Source organism: Rhodanobacter sp. K2T2 (assembly GCF_013408815.1).
Taxonomy (GTDB): Bacteria; Pseudomonadota; Gammaproteobacteria; order Xanthomonadales; family Rhodanobacteraceae; genus Rhodanobacter.
In genome coordinates this window covers 86303-103062 of the sequence record NZ_JACCCA010000009.1, presented here as the reverse complement: position 1 = coordinate 103062, position 16760 = coordinate 86303, and the positions used below count along the sequence as shown (strand labels likewise).

The window sequence follows — 16760 nt, the reverse complement described above, 5'->3', positions numbered from 1 at the left end:
CTTGAGGGCTATCAGTCCCATCCGCTATAGGCACGTGCAAGCCGCAGCGGGCACTTTCCTGCACGTCAGATCGGCTGACACCTCAGGACCTGTTCAAGAAGCTTGCCCAGCTACAGTCTTAAGCCGCAAGAGCCGCTATCGGCCAGTGAAACGCGATTCGCCGGTGGGGGCATTCATTGCCTGCACCTTTGCACCCATGACCAGGAGCCACAACATGAAAACGACCTCTCCGAGTTGGGCGGGGCAAGCAATGCCAGAGACCGTATCCTCGTATTGCTGGAGCAATAAACCCGTAAAGCTCAGGGCCAGATAGGCGAAGCCGTTGATGATCAGCCAGATGCCCAGGAAGCGAGGAAGGAACCGCGATCTGTACACAAGCATCGCCGAACGCCGTCCGATACGCCCTCATTGTGTCTCTAGAGGTCAATCAAGAGCTGGAGGTCGATCTGTATACGCCAATACAGACGGCAATCGCCACGCCGATCGAGACGAACATTTCGCGACAACCTTACTCGGTAATCGAAGACATAGAAGCATTAAATGAAGGCGTGGACTGAGGTCATCAGAAAGCAGACTGAAACCTGGGCATCGGCTCTGGTCAAGTTTTACTTTACGATTATGGCCCCTTGATTGATTACACAGACAACGGTTATCCCGCCGCTTCCCATTCTCGGACGCTGAGAAAAGTCGAAGCCCATGGTCGAGAGGCTTGGCGAGGTTTTTAGACGAATGCACACGCGGGGTGCGCACTCGAACAGAGGCAAATAGGCCCAGTCCTATGCGGTTTTATAAATCTCTCTAAAATTAGCCTACCGTCGCAGTTACCGTCAGATTTTGTTTGCTGCGGCGGTTCGAAGCCGCTTCGATTTTATTCGATTCGGTAATCTTCTTCTATTGATCTATTCGTGAGGGACGCCACCAACCGCAGGTTGAACGCGACCACGCTTGTGGCAAGTTCGGCGCGTGGGGCATGTAATAACGTAAAGCGGATCTCACGCGTGACGAGGCGGAGAGCTCGGGTATTCACTGAATTTCTCTAGGCGGCAAGAGCCTGGCGGGCATGTCGCCGTATTAAGCGACCAGCGTGTTCCGCTTCACATCGGCCCAGACCGTCCGAGCGCGCGCAGGGGCCGGCTCGCAACATTTGCCTACCGCTAACCCTCGTAAAAAAGCTACAACTGCAGCGTTGCTATACGCGTCCATCGAACGAGGTGTTTGTGAAAAAGTTTATTTTCTACGGGGCCACCCTTCTACTCTTCTGTGGCAAAGCTGTAGCGACAGACCGATCGAACAGCGTCAGCGGAACGGCGCCGCAGGATGCAACGGACATTCAGCATGTGATGGACGCGTTTCACCGTGCGGTCGCCACGCACGATGGCGGCAGCGTATCCAAACTCTTTCTCGATCCCGGTAGTACCTGGGTTACCGTGCTTTCGGACAAGGCGTTCGCCGCGGCTCGCGCGAAGAACCCCTTGACGCCGAAGGTTCACGTCGGCAGCTATCGGGACTTCGCCAGTTTCGTATCGAAAACGCCAGCAAATCTCGACCCTCGCCACACGGACGTGCGCATCACGAGCGACGGCGCGGTCGCATCGGTCTATTTTCATTTCGATTTTCTCATCGACGGCAAGGTACAGAACCGCGGTGACGAGACCTGGCAACTGGTCAAGACGAATGATGGTTGGCGCATCGTGGCCATCACCTACTCCTCGAATCCTCCGGCGGCTTGAGCCGCGCGTGCATCCGCGCAAGCGGGGAATGGCCGTCCGATAGATACGCGCCGGCCAAATGGAGCGCACCTTCGAGCGGACAGGCAAGGACGACACGGCGCGTGACTAGCACCCATACTCCACGCATGGAAAAAAGCTCCTTCAGCAGGTTGCGCCTTTCGCTTGCCTCGCTGCTCGCCTGGACGGCGGTCGGTGTCGTTTTCGCGGTGCCACGCCTTGCGTCGAACGCGGCATGGTGGTTCATCCTGCGTGGCTCGCTGGCGGACTGGTGGGCCTGGGGGTTACTGGTGCCGCTGATCGTGGCCGTGGATCGACGCCTGCCTATCGGCGTGAACAACGTGAGGACGCGGCTTGCGGCGCATATCGCAATCGGCATTCCGACCACCCTGGTTTACAGTTATCTCGCGGCGCTGCTTCAAGTGGCCGTCGGCGTGATGGCGTGGCCGCAGGCGATGGGCCTCGGACCCTTACGCGATGCGATGAAAGGAGGCGTGCTGTGGAATCTCCTGGTTTACCTTCTCGTGGTCGGCGGTTGGCAGGCGGTGCAATACAGCCAGCACTATCTGGCGTCGCAGCTGAGGCTGGAGCGGCTGGAGCGCCATTTTTCCGAGGCGCGTTTGAATGTGCTGCGCATGCAGCTCGATCCACACTTTCTTTTCAATGCGCTCAATACCATTTCCTCTCTCGTTGGAAGCCAGCCCAAGCTGGCGCGTGGCATGATCGAGCAGCTGGGCGATCTGCTGCGGCTGTCGCTGGAGTCCGGGCGCAGGCAGCAGGTACGTCTTGGTGAAGAGCTAGAGTTCCTAGGGCACTACCTCGCCATCCAAAAGACGCGCTTCGGGGATGCCTTGCGGGTCGTCGTCGATGTTCCCGCCTCCGCACCACCTATTTTTGTGCCGAGCCTGATCCTGCAGCCGCTGGTCGAGAACGCGGTGCGCCATGGACTGGCGCCGCGACCGGGCGGCGGCACCGTCTGGGTGCGCGCGTCGATCGAGGGCGCGACGTTGTGCCTTTCCGTGGAGGACGATGGCGTTGGGCTGGGCGATACGTGGACGGATGATCGCGCAGGTCTCGGGCTAAGCGTGACCCGCGAGCGCATCGCCATGCTCCATCCTGGTCAGAAGGCCAGTCTGCATATCGGCGCACGCGAAGGTGGCGGCACGCATGTGCGCGTTCTGATACCCGCGAATACGGTTGAGGTGCCTGGCGATGAATGATCGACAGACGTATCGAGTTCTTGTCGTCGACGACGAGCCGCCGGCACGGGAGCGGCTGCGCGAGCTGTTGGACGGCGATGCGGACATCGGCGAAATCATGGAAGCTGCTAATGGGCTCGACGCTGTCGAAGCGATTCTGCGGGACAAGCCGGAGGTGGTGTTTCTGGATGTCCAAATGCCCGGGCTCGATGGCCTGGGCGTGATCGAGACGATCGGTATCGAGCGCATGCCGATCACGGTCTTTGTCACCGCCTTCGATCAGCATGCAGTACGCGCTTTCGAATCGGCCGCCATCGACTACGTGCTCAAGCCCTATGGCGACGAGCGCATGGAGGCTGCCTTCTCGCGCGCCAAGTTTCGCCTGGAGGATCGATACGTGCGTGAAGTCGGCCAAAGCTTGCTCAAGCTGCTTGGCGATCACCGCGTGGAAAAGCCACTTCTCGATCGCATCGTGATACGCGAGCGCGACAAGACCGAGCTGATCCGTGTGGAAACGATCGACTGCATCGAGAGTGCGGGCGTCTACGTAGTGCTACACGTGGGGAAGGAACGCATCATCCACCGCGCTGCGCTTGGCGAACTTGTCGGGCGGCTCGATCCGTGCCGCTTCGTTCGCGTGCATCGCTCGACCGTCGTCAATATCGACAGCGTGCTGCATCTGGAGCCCGCCAGCCACGGTGAGTTCGATCTCGTTCTGCGCAGCGGCCATCGGGTGCACGTCAGTCGCACGTTTCGACCCTTGCTTGAGGCTCGAATTGGGCAGCCTTTGTGATGCACGCTGCTTCACTGTGAAAAGATTAAGTTTATCGAAGAGCAAATCGCATTTGTGTTGCGCGAATCCGAAAGCGGCGCGTATCACGCTATCTCTTTGCTGTGATGTAGGGTCTGGCCGTCCAGCGCGAGACGGTTACAACTTGGATATCTCCAAGAGATTGTGGTCGAAGCGCTGCATTCCGTAAGCCGCGTCGACTAATCCCAACGGCTCTCCCGGCTGGAGGGGTGAGACGGCTTAAACTCGATGCTCACTTTAACTGCTTCGCATAGGCGAATTGCGCCAGTGCACCAGCGCATCCTCGCCGCCTACGGGCGCATGAACGGCTGATCTGCTTCGCAATACCAATGTATTCGATCGGTACCTCTGCCTGATAGTAGACGTCGGCGCGTTCCTCCACGCGTCGGTTTACTGCTCATCGGCCTTCTGGGAAGTGGTCGTTCTAACGAGGTAGAACCCGACGATGAATATCTTACTAAAGGTCCCCCGCTCGAAGTGCTCCGCTGTCCAATGATGCAGCATCGAACAATTCATTGATTGCGGGGCGCAGAAGACTGTGCGTCCTTTGCTTCGCAAGCGTGCGCATTTCGATCAAACACACCACCGATTCCGCTTTCAGGACGGCCACCAGCAATGCTCCGAAACCAGCCCCGTCGCAATGTGAAGCCGGCACCGAAGTACTCTTAAACCGGCTGATCCTTGCGCTCTTCGATCAGCCGCATTAATGCTTCCCCTCGGTGAGGCGTTCGAATTGTTGAGTACCACGCACGACACCGGTGCGGCGGGCAGACATCGGCTAAGAGCGGAATCAAGTGGCGGCGAAGCCGTCCACCTTGAATAAATTGTTGGGCGGGAACAGGAATGGATATGTCACCGACGAAGTTCGCCATCCGGCCCATACGGGAGCGCAAGTGGTCACTACTTCCGACCATCGCCGAGCATTTTCAAAATTTAGCGAAAAATACGCTGTGGAATAGCCTCTGCGAAAAACTCGGTGACTCGTCGCACGCGCGCCGGTACAAAACGGCGTCTTGGCCAGATGAGGCTTATGTCTCTGGCGTCGCCCATGAATTCGTCGAGAACGGTGATGACGTCGGTATGCCGGAGATCATCGGCAAGGGAGACCTTGGCAAACCGGCCGATTCCCACGCCGGCTAGGACACCAGCGCGGATGGTTTCTACGCTGTTGGACGTGAGATTTCCGCGTACGGGCACGCTAAATCGACCTTCTGGCCCCATAAAAGCCCAATGCGTTGGCTCCGTCGAGCCGCGATATAAAAGGCAATTGTGATCGACAAGTTCGGTGGGGGTCTTAGGTATTCCGTGCTGCTCAAAGTAACGACGAGACCCCACGCATACGAGGGGAGTGCGGGCCACGCGCTTGGCGATAGCGTCAGGATCGTTGACGGGCCCTACCCGGATCGCCAGATCGATCCCATCGTCCACCATATCTCGCACGAAGTCCGAGAGAACGACGTCTACCCGCAGGCCGGGATGGAGTAATAACAAGTCGGGGATAAGCGGCAAAATATGAAGACGGCCAAAAGTACCGGATGCGGCGATCCTGATGAGACCCGAGACACTATGTGTGCTGTTGGTGAGTTCGCTGTCGGCATCATCCATGCCGTCAAGCAGCGGTTTGGCTCGATCGTAATATCTCTGCCCCTGATCGGTCAGGGTCACGCTACGCGTGCTTCGGTTAAACAACACCACGCCGAGGCGCCTTTCGAGCGCGCCGATGGATTTACTGATCGTCGACTGTGAATCGCCGGTTCTACGCGCCGCGGCGGTAAAACCACCGGCTTCAACCACGGCGATGAAAGCGCTTAATTCGTGGAATCTATCCAATTCATTCTTCCTGAGAATTAATATCATAACAATTTAACTAATTATCAGCGGTTCCGACATCGCCCACAATCTCCACTCTCTCCACAGTTGAAGGAATGGCGTTATGAATATCGATCTCATGGGCCGCAAGGCAGTCGTTACCGGATCCACGGCAGGTATCGGCCGCGCCATCGCCGAGGGGTTGGCGCGTGCTGGCGCCGCCGTCGTTATCAACGGCCGTCGGGAGGACAGGGTTGCCGCAACGCTTCGCGAGTTGCGTGCGCATTTCCCAAAAGGGGAGTTCATCGGTGTCGTCGCCGACCTAGCGACCGCCGATGGGGCGGCGGAGTTGTTCGCGCAAGCGCCGGATGCGGACATCCTCGTCAACAACGTGGGCACGGGGCGAGCGAAGCCCTTTTTCGATATTGGCGACAGCGAGTGGACCGATCTCTTCGAGCTGAACGTCATGAGCGGTATTCGCGCGTCCCGTCACTATGTGCCGAACATGACGAAGCGTGGTTGGGGCCGCGTCGTCTTCATCAGTAGCGAATCCGCGCTCGCCATTCCCAAGGACATGATCGACTACGCGATGACCAAGACCGCTCAGCTCGCCGTGGCGAGGGGCTTGGCCGAGGCGGTCGGCGGAACCGGAGTCACGGTCAATTCGGTCCTCCCTGGCCCGACGAATTCGGAGATTATGAGCGGCTGGATGCAGGCAGCCGCGGAAGAGCAAGGCATTACGCAACACGAAGCCGAGCAACAGTTCATCAAGACGATGCGCCCGACATCGCTGCTCAATCGCTTTGCAACAACCGAAGAAGTCGCCAACCTGGTGGTCTATGTCTGCTCGGAGCAGGCGTCAGGGACAACTGGTACGTCTTTGCGTGTCGACGGTGGTGTCGTTCGAACCATTGCATAGGGCACACGCTTTTTCATTGCTCAACGCGCCCGGGAAGGGCCAAACCATTGCTTCCTGCCAGCAGTGGACGACAGCTCAAGTTGAAATGCGCCTGTATTGACACTGGCATATCCGGGCCTGAGATCCGCAAGGTCCTGAATCTCCAAGTTCAACGCAGGCAACAGACCTTCCGGCTCGAATGTGAGGATCCGGATCGACACATTAACCGTATCGGTCTCAACGACAGACACACAAGAAAGGTCATTCACGATGAACTCTGAAGAAAGACACAGATCGCTACTTTCACGTCGAAAGCTGCTCATAAATGGCGCGATTGCGACCGCAGGCTTAGGCCTAATCGGGATTGCTAGAGCGCAGGAAGCGACAGGCGGAACGCAGGCTTTGAAAGCATCCGACTCCAGCATAACTCTGCGGATCTACAAGGGCTTCTCGCAGAATCGGCTCGATCTTTGGGATGCAGTGATCCATCCCGACGTCAAGTCCAACAGCACTGCAGGGCGCAACATCGATGGGATAGCCGCTCTCAAGCGATGGAACCAGTCGTTCATTGACGCTTTCCGCCCGAGGACCGACCTGGTCGACCATTTTGTCGCTGGGGATCGCGGTCTCGTCACGATCAACCTCCACTGGAAGCACGATCGTCCCTTCAACGGTCTCGCTCCGACTGGAAAGACCGGAACGTCGGTAGAGAATTTCATTCTACGGATCGAAAATGGTTTGGTCACCCAATGGGACGTCGCTGATGCTTCGCTTGATCTTGCCATTTATCTCCACGACGAGGGCTTGAAGATGCCCACGTTTGTCGAGCCGTCACCGCTCATCAAAGGCGTAGCTCTCCCATCCTAGAAGCCGGACGGTCGCCGTTACCTCGGTCTTCTCCGCGGTCGAAGCGCTCGGGCGTTCGCCCGCGCTGGAGCTCTGTCGCGTTCAAGCTTCATCGACACCCCTTTCTGGGACTTTCTGACGGAGGCCAGGCCGCCGACGTGCGCCAGAAGGTGCGCGAGAGGTTCCCCGTGCGCCGGCGCGGCACGCCTGCGGACGTTGGTCACGCCACGACTTTCTCATGACCAACCCCTAAGTCATCGGCAAGGTGTTCGAGGTCTCGGGCGGCGAGCTTCTCATCGACTGAGTTTCTTAGCTGCTTTGGCGCTGCGGAGTTCGCGTTCTGCTCAGAAAGTCAAATAACTCGACCTGTTTTATGAAGACTGATTCTTCTGACGAGTGCGTTGCGTTATCGAAGCGCATCACAGGCTTTGTTTGGCCATGTCGTAAAAAACAGGCAGGAAAAACAAATATGGGCAAGGGTGAGCAGCACGGTTTTCCAGAATCGTCGATCAAATTGAGGGCTATCGGCAGAGCCACATTCCTCCTTTGCAACGCTGCCAGCAGTCCCGAAGTCTTGCATCACTCGACGCCAATGTTCGCAGGTGGGTTCAACCGGTGGATGCAACACACTTAAAGCTGCCCTGGCAGCGGGAGTGTTACAGATGCACCTACGGACACGGATTTATTACCTAAGTTTTCTGCATTTTTAATCGACATCGCCCCTCTGCTGTTAACAAGCTCTTTGAGACTAGGATAGGAAATGACATACAAAACTTGGGTTGGCACGCTTGCGTGTGGAATCGCCTTCGCGTTTCACACGTTGCCAGCCGCTGCTGCGACTGGCAATTCGGCAATTGAAGCTGCAGTTGCAACATCAAACCGATCAAGCGCCGCGCAAGCATTGGATGCCGCCCGAAAGCCCGCCGGCGTTTTAACGTTCCTCGGATTAAAACCTGGCATGGAGGCTGCCGACCTGATGACGGGTACAGGATATTGGGCTGAGATCATGGGGCTCGTCGTCGGCTCGGCCGGCCACGTCACGGCCTTCCAAGCGGACCGGCCGCCAGCCGACCCGGCCGTCACTAAGGCTTGGGAACTTCTGCTTCAGCGCGAAAAGACGTTAACGCTGAAATTCTATCCATGGGCACATTTTTCTGCTCCTGCCGACAGCCTCGACTTCGCGATCATCAATAACAACTACCACGACCTTTACTGGGAATCGGCGAAATACCAAATCCCTCGTACGGATCCAAGTGAGTTCACTCGTGCCCTCTATGCCGCCATGCGGCATGGCGGTGTTGTCGGGGTGATCGACCATACCGCTCTGCCCGGTGATCCGCGCGCCACTGTCGAGAAGCTCCATCGCATCGACCCGGAGCGTGTCGAAGCTGACTTTCAGGCTGCTGGATTCAAGCTCGCCGGTCGCAGCAATTTGCTCGCCAATTCGAAGGACGATCACACCAAATTTTCCGGCGATCCATCGATTCTGGGTAAAACCGACCGCTTCATTCTGAAATTTGTAAAAAGCTGATCTCGGGGAATGGATCGCATTGCCGGCCTTACCGCAACGGTAGCCACTGCGTCGGCCCGACGGGCGAAGCTATCGGAGACATCGACAAAGTCATGGGCGAGATGCCGTAATTGAGGCCGAAGACGTCGCAAGATTGAAGTACGTCTGTTCACAGTTTTGCAGAGACGCCGACGGCACATCGTTGGTAGCACGCTAGAGGAATCGAGGACCTCTGATAGAGATAACGGGGATCGCTGAAATATCAAACACTGCTGCTAGGTTGTTGGACTTGCTGTGCGCTAAGGGCGCACGGTATCCCACCGTTCGAGTGCCAAGTGTCGTACCGACAAACATTTGAGAGAATGAATAGCGCTATCACGTAGACCCATCCACTACGTATTGCCGCCATCCCTATCGGCAAGTACGGCGGAACCATAGGCGTGACCTTTGCACCGGGCAAACGGCGAGCGGCCGCGATGACCGGCATTGGGGGAACGCGATTTGGCGTCGGATCCTTGATCGCGCTCGACAGAGATGTTTGCACGTTGTGCAGTCGCTCCGCTGCACGAGCTAAGTGGATTCTTCAGCAACAGCCAGAAAGCAGCGGGGATGATGTAATTCCATATTTCACCCGCCCCTTCCAGCACCTTTTCAAGGTCAACCTATCGTGTTCCGATCTCTCGACTTGATTACTGTTCGAGCGCCAGGGTTGCCTGCTCGATTCGAGTGAAACGCCTGTAGGGTCGCGCTCCGCGAATATGTACACTTCTTGCACAATCGTTCTCCGTCGTGCTCGACCAGATCGACGACATGGCGTTCCGCGTAGTGGTCGCCATCAGCGAGTTCATTCAGAACAGTGATCGTGGCATGCTCGACAACTTCTCGAAGGAGGACGATGCGCTCGAGAAACGCGGGGCGGTCGACCTAACTCCCGTTGGTGCGTTGCCGGAGGTGGGGTCGAAGTTCCGGTCGACCGCCTCGTCTGCTGCCCGGACGACTCATCACCGCCGATAAGCGAGGACCTGCCTTTAGACACCAATTAACTGCCGCTTCGCGGCGCCAGCAGAAGGCTTAGACGATCGACGCTGCCCGTGATTCTCTCGAGCCGCGGGTAACGCAGACTTCCGTGATACGCAAGCTCGGCGGTGCGAGTCTGCCCATCTGCCTCGAACTTAATCTCGATCGGTATACGAGCGGCCGACTTCACCGCTGTTCGCATCCGATCGTGGGTATACGGTTCGCCATCGACCGAAATAATGCGTGCTCCCGGCGCCATGCCGGCATCGAAGGCCGCACCGTGCCAGGAAACCGCCTTCACGTCGCCCTTGCTCGATATCGACAAACCGATCGAGTACATCAGGTTGATCGCGTCGGCATCCGCCTCATCTTGTACGAAGGTCGCGGTCGGTGTGTCGGTATAAACCAGTCGCCAGCCCGTCCGCGCCAGGCCATCCAGAACACCGGCATCGTGAGCGTCCAGACGCGATTGCAGGAACCGACGCCAGTCGTAAGGGACCACTTGATGGAGCGTCTCGCACACCTGTTCGAAGGTATAGGTCGAAGTGATACGTGAACCGTTCTCCACGTCGAAAAACGCACGAGCGAAGTCGTCCAGACCTTTCCTGCCCTCGCTGCGCTCGCGCATCACCGCATCGACATACAGCCACAGCATCACGCCTTCCGGATAATAGTCTTCGCGACGCTGCCAGTCCCGCCAGGCCACGGCATGTCCCGCCATGTAGACGGGATCGTTGTTGCTGTCCTGCAGGGTTTTCCAGCGGCGTCCCACCCGTGCATCGACGACTGCCGCATCGAGCGCCAGCTTATCGAGCGTTTCCTGTTTTGTGCGTTGACTACTGCGTGCGGCGAGTACGCGACCCCAGAATTCCGTCTGCCCTTCGTAGACCCACAGCAGGCTATCGCGCATCGGCACGTTCAACGTCGGCGTCCAGAGATCGGCCGGCCGTCTGAATTTGCCGTTCCAGGAGTGCACGTACTCGTGCGCGATCAAGTCGCTGTTATTCAGCTGCTGGGCGCTTTCGGTGAAGTAGTTGGCCGGCAGATTGTCTTCGCCGGATTCCAGGTGCTCGATGCCGCCCGCCGAAAACGCATCGCTCAGCGTAACCATCGCATCGTAATGATCGTAATGCGCCGGCCCGAGCAGCTGCCGCGTCTGCTCAAGCAGCCGACGTAGCCGGGTCAAATCGTCGTTCGTTGCAGCTAGGCTCCCTGGGTTGTCGGCAAGCATATCGAGCCAGACCGGCGGCACGTCGTTCGAGGTCAGTTTCACCCGTCGCCAATATCGACTGGCATACACCGGAGAATCGGTAAGCGCCTCCAGCGAGGCAGGCTCGTAAATGACCGTGCTGTCAGACACTCGATCCACATCCAATGACGTGAAGGCCTGAAAACCTGCGGGCAACTTCAAACGGGTCGCAAAGGAAATATTTCTGGCAAACCAGCCAGCCGGATAAAGCAACAGCCGCTGCCACTGCACGTCGACGAGGCTGGGCGTCATCATGGCATCCGATGCCCGCGTGAGATATTGAAACTCGACATCAACCGAACGTGCGCCATCGGGCACGTTGATGTGGAAGGCATGCATGTCGACCGCGTCGCGCTGCCATTCCACGGCCTTCCCATCGATGCTGACGACGAGGCCGGCAAGATTGGCCACCGGAATCGTCTCGGCATGGCTTGCGTCTTCCCAGGACGGATAAAGCAGCGTCAGCGGACCCGATGCCTGCACCGGCAGATTCTCCCTGACGACAAACAGCTTGTGGGCCATATCCGTGGCGTCGACTGCCAGCGTTACCGTGCCATTGAACGGCATATCGCGGGGAGCGACGATCGGTGCCGGATAAGGCAACGGCTGGGGCAATGTCGCAGCGCTGGCTTGCGCCAGGAAAGAGCCCAAGGCGATGCCAACGCCAGCGCAAAACATTCTCATTCGACCGTGAAAGACGCCGTCCAGAGAAGCCCTGACCTGCTCGCGCCTGCCGGCAAACGTCGAAGTGAGATGCCATGGCCGAAAAGTAAGGTGTTCGATAAGCGAATTCACTGACCCTGTCCCCACGTAGCGGTGGCGCCAACAGCAGTCAGCCTAGCAAGGCTATTTACAAACAGTCAATCTTAGACATATTGTCTACTTCGTAGCGGAGGCTCGCGCCCTCTCCGTACCGCGAGACATGGCCTGCCGTTAAAGCGGCTACCCCGTGACATCCCAGCAGAACGATCGATATGCCGAAAAAAACGAAACACGACCAGCAGAAATTTGCCGCTTACTTTCCTATCGCTGACGCCATCGCGACGCTTTTCCGACCGCACGTGGAAGTGGTCATCCACGACTTGTCATCCTTGAAAGTGGCCCATATAGCCAACCCCATTTCCAAGCGGCGCGTGGGTGACTCCTCGGTGGCGGATCAGGTTTCCGAAGACAGCCTCGCGCAGCAAGTGATCGGCCCCTACCGCAAGGTGAACAAAGACGGCCGCAATATGCGCTCCGTCACCGCAGTCATTCGCGATATCGACCAGCAACCCATCGCGATGATGTGCATCAACTTCGACGTCTCCACGCTCGAACGCGTCAGGGACGAAATGTCTGCGCTGGCGTTTCTACCCGAATCCCTGGAACCGCATGCGCCGTTCTTTCACGACAATTGGCGGCAATCCCTCGAGCGCCTTGTGCAATCCATCGAGCGCGAGCAAGGGATGCCGGCGAAGTCGTTCAACAGCGGCTTGCGCCTCGCGCTGATAGAAAAAATCAGCGGCAGCGGCTTGCTGAGCGTGCGCAATGCGCCACCCGTCATCGCCGAACGTATCGGCATTTCGCGCGCCGCGCTTTACAAATACCTTAAAGAAGTTCGATCTTGCGTATAAATGTTTTTTAGCCGGGAAGCGTACTTCTTCGACGCTGCAAGCCTTTTACGTCTGGCACTCGAAATGACACTCTGGCGCTACGACGTAGTCAGCTAAGAAGGTAGCGCGTGCGCGGTTTGCTCAGGTGATCCGTGCGGGATTGAAGATTCGTGTCGAGCCTGACAAACGCGGAGTACTTTGGCTGGATAGGGCATCTTCCGAATATCACTCTTGCGCCATCCAGCGTTCCGGCACATCCACAGCTTGACTGCAAACCGACCGGCCCGGGCTTTCTGGCCCGCTCTCGCAATATCGATTACGGCTGGTGTAAAACCAAGCGCTTTGGCGCATTTTCCGACCCATTGGATGTCAACTTCATCTGACCCCCGCCAGCCTCGTACTGGGAGACAGGTCATGTTAAGAGAAATTCGCAGTGCGACTTCCGCCGAGACTCAGACTAAGTTTCGACGCCACTTGCGATATGAAAAGCGGACTCACGCATCAACTGCCGAGATGGATTCAACTTGCGCTGATTGAGTCGGGATAGCCAAGGGCATCTTTGTTATGCGACACCCGCGTTACGTCGCGCTGTTCAGGATCAATCGGGGCGATAGCCGCTGGGCGTGGCTACCCGCATGTGCGGTATGGATGTGGTCACCCAGATAAGCCATACCTTCCCTGCCGCCATAAGGCAGGACTTGCGAACCTAGTTGAGGATCAGCAGTGATCAAACTGATCGCGTCGTACAAAATATGAGCGGCTTCGTTCAATTGAGGATCTGGCGCCTTCTTGGCATCCGCCTCTTCTTTCAGCTCGGCAGCAAGGCTGCGCTCATTCGCGTTGAGGCCATCGTCGAGATTATCGTCCGTGACCGAAAAATCGCCGTTGATCACTTTCTGACGGGCGCGGAAGTTTTCGATAATCGCATCAAGCTGCTTACGTTCGGCCTGACGCTGAGCCAGATTGAGCGAAATGCTGTTTCGGTCTGCCAGCTTTTTATCCTGCGCGAGCTCATCCAGCGTCAATCGCCAGGCCGGCGATTTGGCATCGCGCTCGGCGTGCATATGTTCGAGCTGCGGCAGGTAGGCCTTCATGTCGGCTACCGGTTGGTAGTCAGCTGGCGGGATCTGTGTCCACTTGAGCGCATTAGCATAAGTAGACTCGCCGTAGCTCTTCTCTTCGCCATTGGTTGGAAAAGCGATGTCCGGCGTGATCCCTTTGAGTTGCGTAGATCCGCCGTTGATGCGAAAAAACTCCTGGATCGTCATCTTCAACGAGCCAAAGTCCGCGCCCGCGTCAGATGCGAATTTGTCCAGATCGATCAGCGTCTGTACCGTGCCCTTGCCGAAGGTGGGTGAGCCAATGATCAATCCGCGGCCATAGTCCTGAATCGCAGCGGAGAAAATTTCGGATGCCGAAGCCGTTCCTCGGTTGACCAGCACCGCAAGTGGGCCAGACCAAGTCATTGGCATGGCGACGCCTTTTCCTTGCGCCTGTACCTGACCCTTCGCATCGCGCACCTGTACGGTAGGGCCTTTGTCAATGAACAAGCCTGTTAGTTCGTTGGCCTCGTAGAGCGAGCCACCGCCGTTGTTGCGAAGATCGATCACCACAGCTTGAACATGTTCGGCCTTAAGGTCACCGAGCAGATGGGCGACGTCCCGAGTGGCACTCTTGAAATTCTTGTCGCCTTCACTATGCGCGCCAAAGTCAGTGTAGAACGTAGGCAGCTCGATGACGCCGATCTTGCGGTCGACGCCGCCCTCATTGATGTCGATGATCTTTTTCTGGGCCGCCTGCTGTTCATTGATGACCTTTTGGCGCACCAGGCTGATGAGCACATGTTGGCCATCCACCCCTTTAGCTTCAGGGGCGACTTCGAGACGCACCATAGTGTCTTTCTTTCCGCGGATCAGATTGACAATATCGTCCGCACGCCAACCGATCACGTCGACAATGGCGCCGTTGGCACCCTGCCCGACGCCCAGCACATAGTCCCCGACATGCAATCTGTTCGATTTCATGGCCGGACTGCCCGGGATTAACTGAGCTACCTGGGTGTAGTCGCCTCGCGATGAGAGTGTGGCGCCGATACCTTCGACAGAAAGCTTCAACTCGATGTCGAACTCTTTTGACTGGCGCGGCCCCAGATAATCGGTGTGGGGGTCCGTGGAATTCGCGTAAGCCGTCATGAAGATCTGAAATGCATCTTGGCTATTCAGTTGCTTGGTACGCTCGATGTAACCGGCGTAACGCTTGTCCAGCACTTTGCGGATGTCGTCATCGCTTCTTCCGGCGAGCTTGAGCCGCAGCCAGTCATTCAACGTTCGCTTGCGCCAAATATCGTTCAGCTCGGCCTCGTCCTTTGACCACGACGCTTCCTTGCGGTCGATCGCGTAGTAATCATTGGAATCGAGGTCAAAACCCTTCTTCAACAAATTGCGCGCGTATGTCATGCGGCCTACTGTGCGCAGCTGATATTGATTGAATATGTCGAAGGGCGCGCTTAGATCCCTATTCCAGATCGCGTCACCGAGCTTGTCGCGGTACTTAGCAAAATTCGCCGCGTCCTGTTGAGAGAAGAAGATTTTCTCCGGGTCCAGCTGCTTGACGTACAGGTCGTAAATCTCGGCCGACATGGCACTGTCCAGCGGTCGCGCGTCATAGTGGAAGCGAGTGAGAAGTTGCGCTGAGATCAACGCCGCATCGGCCTCGCTTGGAGTCGGCTTCAGTGGAAAGTCGGAAGTCTTCCGCGACTGGGCCGCCTCCATGCCGGCAACCGACTGTGCAGCAACTGTGCCGGTAAGAGACAGCGCGATCAGCGTTGTTAAAACAGAACGGAAAATCATAAGCTGTTCAGACTCGAAAAATAAGAAGTTACGGAGCGAACGAAACGCTGGCCTGATATCACCACTCTAACTGCCTCTCTGCAAGGCACTGGAACTCGCGCAAGATCGGCCAGGCCAGTGCCCCTATTTTCTTTGAGGCTGATCATTGCATGATCTAGATGTTGGCGCTGCGCTTTGAGTGCCGGCGCATACGATCTGGTCAGTCGAGAAATAGCAGCGCGGGTTAAAGTTGAACGAGCGGTTAGAGGTGCGCTCAAACGATCAAGGAGCGACGCCACGTCGGCGACAGGCGTTCCATCAATTTGAAAGTGATGCCGACTTGTCTCTTTTTGGTTCGTCAGCCGCCGCCGACAGAATCACCGGTTGCCTTAACCATATCGGGGTCATTTACAGCGAACGAAAGTCGTCTGACTCGCTACGCAATTCTTTCAAGAATTCGGATTCCTCTGCGATCCTTGCTGCGATTTGCAAACGACCAGCCGACGAGACAATGTGCGGAGGCACCTCCTTCATGTTTTTCTCGATCAGCGCGATCTCGTCGGGCACGGTCGGGCTTTGGCCGTGCGAATCAGCGAGCGCCAGCACCCTGGCTATACCGATCGCTCCGAGCCAGTCGAGCGCATCTGCATCGTGAAGGTAGGTCGCTTCAGGGCCGACAGGCATGCGGTAATACATGTGCGTGCGGATCGCGCCGCGAACGGCTTCAAACTTGTCACGCGGAAAGCTGGTGCCCTTCAGGACGATGTCGATCGTCATCGCACCGACATCGCTGTGGTCCTTTCCCTCGACCTCCCAGGGCTTGAAAGCAGCCATGTCATGCAGGTACGCCGCGGCAAAAAGCACGTCGTCATCGAGCACGACATGATCAGATGCGGCCAGTTGACCGGCCAGCTCGTAGTCCCGCTCGGAATGGGAAAGTCCCCAGGCGGGATTCTTGAAGTTGCTCGCCGCGAACGCACGTACGGTCTGGCGCCATGCCGGCTTTTCTAAAGGTGCCGCGTAGCCAATTGCCGTCACCATGCAGAGGCACAGGCCGGTCACCAGCGCAGCATGCACCTGGTCTCGCCACACAGACTTTTGCCACGGCCAACATCCCATATTTTGATCTCCACTTGTCGAAATGATTGCGCGGCCCCAGCAAAGTTGCCGCAATGCAGCCGTCCGGGCGAGCTGCGCGTGCGCCAGATCCGACCTGAAACAGAAATTGCTTTCCCCGTTTTCACACCGCAGATCGAGGCCTTCCGCCGCGGATG

At 57.3% G+C, this 16760-nt stretch carries 14 protein-coding genes; 9 read left to right on the top strand and 5 right to left on the bottom strand.

The window, feature by feature from the left end; all coding sequences use genetic code 11:
- Positions 1 to 135 precede the first annotated feature (135 nt).
- Complete coding sequence (locus HDE78_RS15080) at positions 136 to 381, bottom strand: DUF4386 domain-containing protein (protein ID WP_179480931.1); 246 nt, start codon at positions 379 to 381, stop codon at positions 136 to 138.
- Positions 382 to 1217: 836 nt separating this feature from the next.
- Between HDE78_RS15080 and HDE78_RS15075 the strand changes: the two genes are divergently transcribed.
- The 3 genes from HDE78_RS15075 (at position 1218) to HDE78_RS15065 (ending at position 3719) form a co-directional block, all read left to right on the top strand.
- Positions 1218 to 1730: a nuclear transport factor 2 family protein gene (locus HDE78_RS15075; protein WP_218862408.1), complete on the top strand. Its 513-nt coding sequence runs from the start codon at positions 1218 to 1220 to the stop codon at positions 1728 to 1730.
- 101 nt (positions 1731 to 1831) lie between these two features.
- Entirely contained in the window at positions 1832 to 2947 is a 1116-nt protein-coding gene (locus tag HDE78_RS15070; RefSeq protein WP_179480929.1) for a histidine kinase, read from the top strand.
- Entirely contained in the window at positions 2940 to 3719 is a 780-nt protein-coding gene (locus HDE78_RS15065) for a LytTR family DNA-binding domain-containing protein (protein ID WP_179480927.1), read from the top strand. Before HDE78_RS15070 ends, HDE78_RS15065 begins: the two co-directional genes overlap by 8 nt.
- A 951-nt stretch (positions 3720 to 4670) precedes the next feature.
- Here the strand turns inward: HDE78_RS15065 and HDE78_RS15060 are convergent.
- The gene (locus HDE78_RS15060) at positions 4671 to 5567 is read right to left on the bottom strand and encodes a LysR family transcriptional regulator (protein ID WP_179480925.1); all 897 of its coding nucleotides are present in this window, start codon (positions 5565 to 5567) and stop codon (positions 4671 to 4673) included.
- A gap of 103 nt (positions 5568 to 5670) precedes the next feature.
- On the opposite strand from HDE78_RS15060, the gene HDE78_RS15055 reads away from it, so the two are divergent.
- The 4 genes from HDE78_RS15055 to HDE78_RS15040 all read left to right on the top strand — a co-directional run bounded on the left by HDE78_RS15055 (position 5671) and on the right by HDE78_RS15040 (position 9814).
- Positions 5671 to 6465 carry an SDR family oxidoreductase gene (locus HDE78_RS15055; RefSeq protein ID WP_179480923.1) on the top strand — a complete coding sequence of 265 codons (795 nt, stop codon included), beginning with the start codon at positions 5671 to 5673 and terminating at the stop codon, positions 6463 to 6465.
- A gap of 249 nt (positions 6466 to 6714) precedes the next feature.
- Positions 6715 to 7311, top strand: coding sequence for an ester cyclase (locus HDE78_RS15050; protein ID WP_179480921.1), 597 nt, complete (start codon positions 6715 to 6717; stop codon positions 7309 to 7311).
- Between the two features lie 739 nt (positions 7312 to 8050).
- Entirely contained in the window at positions 8051 to 8821 is a 771-nt protein-coding gene (locus HDE78_RS15045; protein WP_179480919.1) for a class I SAM-dependent methyltransferase, read from the top strand.
- A 768-nt stretch (positions 8822 to 9589) separates the two neighbouring features.
- Positions 9590 to 9814 carry a hypothetical protein gene (locus HDE78_RS15040; protein ID WP_179480917.1) on the top strand — a complete coding sequence of 75 codons (225 nt, stop codon included), beginning with the start codon at positions 9590 to 9592 and terminating at the stop codon, positions 9812 to 9814.
- 25 nt (positions 9815 to 9839) lie between these two features.
- Here HDE78_RS15040 and HDE78_RS15035 read toward each other — a convergent pair whose 3' ends face one another.
- The gene (locus HDE78_RS15035) at positions 9840 to 11717 is read right to left on the bottom strand and encodes a M61 family metallopeptidase (RefSeq protein WP_179480915.1); all 1878 of its coding nucleotides are present in this window, start codon (positions 11715 to 11717) and stop codon (positions 9840 to 9842) included.
- 323 nt (positions 11718 to 12040) lie between these two features.
- On the opposite strand from HDE78_RS15035, the gene HDE78_RS15030 reads away from it, so the two are divergent.
- Positions 12041 to 12679 (top strand): PAS domain-containing protein, encoded by a 639-nt coding sequence (locus HDE78_RS15030; protein WP_179480913.1) that lies wholly within the window; start codon positions 12041 to 12043, stop codon positions 12677 to 12679.
- A gap of 149 nt (positions 12680 to 12828) precedes the next feature.
- Positions 12829 to 13041, top strand: coding sequence for a hypothetical protein (locus HDE78_RS15025; protein ID WP_179480911.1), 213 nt, complete (start codon positions 12829 to 12831; stop codon positions 13039 to 13041).
- Between the two features lie 195 nt (positions 13042 to 13236).
- Here the strand turns inward: HDE78_RS15025 and HDE78_RS15020 are convergent, their stop codons facing one another.
- Together HDE78_RS15020 and HDE78_RS15015 are read right to left on the bottom strand one after the other, a co-directional pair.
- The gene (locus HDE78_RS15020; RefSeq protein WP_179480909.1) at positions 13237 to 15507 is read right to left on the bottom strand and encodes a carboxy terminal-processing peptidase; all 2271 of its coding nucleotides are present in this window, start codon (positions 15505 to 15507) and stop codon (positions 13237 to 13239) included.
- A 387-nt stretch (positions 15508 to 15894) separates the two neighbouring features.
- The gene (locus tag HDE78_RS15015; protein ID WP_179480907.1) at positions 15895 to 16563 is read right to left on the bottom strand and encodes an HD domain-containing protein; all 669 of its coding nucleotides are present in this window, start codon (positions 16561 to 16563) and stop codon (positions 15895 to 15897) included.
- Positions 16564 to 16760: the final 197 nt, after the last annotated feature.

Bases quoted from the DNA above. Each gene is read 5' to 3' on its own strand.
- HDE78_RS15055 (WP_179480923.1), top strand. From the start codon at position 5,671: ATGAATATCGATCTCATGGGCCGCAAGGCAGTCGTTACCGGATCCACG.
- HDE78_RS15050 (WP_179480921.1), top strand. From the start codon at position 6,715: ATGAACTCTGAAGAAAGACACAGATCGCTACTTTCACGTCGAAAGCTG.
- HDE78_RS15080 (WP_179480931.1), bottom strand. From the start codon at position 381: ATGCTTGTGTACAGATCGCGGTTCCTTCCTCGCTTCCTGGGCATCTGG.
- HDE78_RS15045 (WP_179480919.1), top strand. From the start codon at position 8,051: ATGACATACAAAACTTGGGTTGGCACGCTTGCGTGTGGAATCGCCTTC.
- HDE78_RS15020 (WP_179480909.1), bottom strand. From the start codon at position 15,507: ATGATTTTCCGTTCTGTTTTAACAACGCTGATCGCGCTGTCTCTTACC.
- HDE78_RS15065 (WP_179480927.1), top strand. From the start codon at position 2,940: ATGAATGATCGACAGACGTATCGAGTTCTTGTCGTCGACGACGAGCCG.
- HDE78_RS15030 (WP_179480913.1), top strand. From the start codon at position 12,041: ATGCCGAAAAAAACGAAACACGACCAGCAGAAATTTGCCGCTTACTTT.